Annotated in this window: 2 protein-coding genes; one reads left to right on the top strand and one right to left on the bottom strand. The window is 51.4% G+C overall.

What is annotated here, in order from left to right; all coding sequences use genetic code 11:
* Positions 1-155 precede the first annotated feature (155 nt).
* Entirely contained in the window at positions 156-617 is a 462-nt protein-coding gene (locus tag IGR76_10495) for an Lrp/AsnC family transcriptional regulator (protein MBF2078922.1), read from the bottom strand.
* A 354-nt stretch (positions 618-971) separates the two neighbouring features.
* On the opposite strand from IGR76_10495, the gene IGR76_10490 reads away from it, so the two are divergent.
* A partial coding sequence (locus tag IGR76_10490) for an AarF/ABC1/UbiB kinase family protein (GenBank protein ID MBF2078921.1) occupies positions 972-2,766 on the top strand: 1,795 nt, incomplete at its 3' end.

Here is a 2,766-nt window from a genome sequence, read left to right as displayed (position 1 = left end):
TTTGGTGGGGCGGCGAAGCCGCCCCACCAAAATGTCCTAACCGATATGGCTAGCGATATATACAGGTGGATGACTGGTGCGGGTGACATCTCCGAGAACCCCCAAAGCTTCAGAATATCGAACCGTCCGTTCTTCACTGGACACTCAAAATAAACTTAAGTTTCGCGAGGCAGCGGCAAATCACCCGTTTCTTTAGGGCTAGATAGAACAATGCTGGTGCGAGTCTTCAGCACACCCGGTACGCCCTTGAGTTCTTCGCTAATCAGCCGTTCCAGATCTGCCGTACCGCGACACCGAATTTTAAGGAAGTAGTCATCATCCCCCGTCATGTGATGACATTCCTGAATTTCGGCAAGCTCCTGCACCTTCTCCAGAAACAGATCCCGATATTGGGGATGCTCAAGGGTGACGGCAACAAAGGCCATCAGCGAACATCCAACCGCATCCGGGTTAATTCGTGCGGAATAACCGACGATCGCCCCCTTTTCTTCAAGGCGACGAACGCGATCAGCCGCAGCGGGCGAAGACAGTCCCAACTTCCCCGCCAATTCCGACCAAGTCATCCGTCCTTGCTGCATTAAGCACTCAAGAACCTTGATATCAATCGAGTCAAACATATTTGACCTTGTTTTTTAATGTAAATATAAAATTTTAATTTCTATTTTTAAGTCATCGCCTCTTTTTGGTTTGTCTACTCTAGTCACGGTGAATGAATCTCGTTCTCTAAGACATAGCCCTCCATCGGACATCCACCCTAAATTACATCGGTTTTTTCAACTGTTTAGCTCCGACATTCTAGATTTCAACCCGATAGAATCGAGATCAAGGGAGTTGAGCTTGTTACAATGCGTTACATACGCCGAGGATGTGCAAAGGAAAATCTTTTGTGCGACCAGGTGGGGAGCGCGTTCATGCTCCTCGATGTTCCAAACCGCAAGCGATCGCTCTAGATGTTGCTCACCTTATAACCCATGACCGAATCGACAACGACTGCCATCAACCCGTCTCATGCCGTTCAAACGGTCACCGTGAGTAGCCAACCTGTTGAATTTGTGCCAGAACCCCCTCTGCCGGAATCCATTATAGATCCTGACGCAGAGAAGCAGGCACTGTTTGAAATGCTAGAGGCCGAACTCGAAAGCGAGCGAGGACTATCCGGTTCGCAGATTCCGCGCATCCGCTACAATCCCGACGTGATTACGGCCTTCTACCGCCGCAGGCCATTTTTAGTGCTGAGCCGAATTCTGGCAATCCTGACCCCCTGCCTCAGCTTTGCGTTGGGGCTGTGGTGGGATAAAACGACTCGGAAAGGGAAGAAGAATGAGCGTCGTCGTGCCGTTCAGCTTCGCGAGGTATTGACTCAGCTTGGGCCTGCCTATATCAAAGTTGGGCAAGCACTCTCCACCCGTCCCGACTTGGTGCCTCCCGTTTATTTAGAAGAACTATCCCACCTTCAGGATCAACTCCCCGCCTTCCCAAACGAGGTGGCCTTCCGATTTATTGAAGAAGAATTGGGCGATCGCCCCGAAAATATCTATGCCGAACTGTCGGATAAACCGATCGCGGCAGCATCCCTAGGCCAGGTATACCGGGGCAAACTGAAAACTGGGGAAGAAGTTGCGGTTAAAGTGCAGCGTCCCGGATTGGCCCAACGCATTGCCCTCGACCTCTATCTCTTGCGCCAATTAGCACTCTGGGCAACGGGCACCTTCAAGCGAATTCGCAGCGATCTTGTGGGCATTATGGATGAATTTGGTGCCCGCATCTTCGAGGAAATGGACTACACCCACGAAGGCCACAACGCCGAGCGCTTCGCCGATCTCTACGGTCATCTTCCCCACATCTACGTGCCGAAGATTTACTGGGACTACACCCAGCGGCGCGTGCTCACGATGGAATGGATCAACGGCACCAAGCTGACTCAACTCGATGAGATCCGCGAGAAAGGCATTGATGCGGCTTACCTGGTTGAAATTGGCGTCCAGTGCTCTCTCCGCCAGCTTTTGGAACACGGCTTTTTCCACGCCGACCCCCATCCGGGTAACCTCTTTGCGACTCCCGATGGTAAATTGGCCTATCTCGATTTCGGCATGATGAGTGAGATCAAGCCCCATCAGCGATACGGACTCATTGAAGCGGTCGTTCACCTGGTCAATCGCGATTTTGAAGGCTTGGCTCAGGACTATATCAATCTCGAATTTTTAACGCCAGATACAGATTTAACGCCGATTATTCCAGCCTTTGCCAGTGTCTTTAACGATGCTCTGAGTGCGAGCGTCGCGGAGATGAACTTCAAAAGCATCACCGATGAACTATCCGCGTTGATGTATGAATATCCCTTCCGGGTTCCGGCCTACTATGCGCTGATTATTCGATCGCTCGTTACCTTGGAAGGGATTGCGATCGGCATTGATCCCAACTTCAAAGTATTGAGCAAAGCCTATCCCTACGTAGCGCGTCGTCTCCTAACCGATCCGTCACCAGAGTTGCGGGCATCTTTGCGGGATTTGCTGTTTAAAGAGGGTGATTTTCGCTGGAATCGCTTGGAAAACTTGCTCAAGAATGCGCGGAACAGTCCCGATTACGATACGAGCCAAACCCTCGATCAAGCCGTTGACTTCCTCTTTTCCGAACGGGGAGAATTCATTCGCGATCGCATCGTGCAGGAATTGGTGAAAAATCTGGACGCCCTAGGGCGCAGCACCGTCCAACGCGCTATCTTCACGGTCAATGATTGGCTCGGCATCCAACAGCCCAAGGCAACGT

The organism is Synechococcales cyanobacterium T60_A2020_003 (assembly GCA_015272205.1).
Lineage (GTDB): Bacteria > Cyanobacteriota > Cyanobacteriia > RECH01 > RECH01 > JACYMB01.
The sequence above is the reverse complement of the archived record's forward strand: the minus strand, read 5'-3'. Positions and strand labels throughout refer to the sequence as shown.

Coding starts and splice junctions, on each gene's coding strand:
- IGR76_10495 (MBF2078922.1), bottom strand. CDS start 617: ATGTTTGACTCGATTGATATCAAGGTTCTTGAGTGCTTAATGCAGCAA.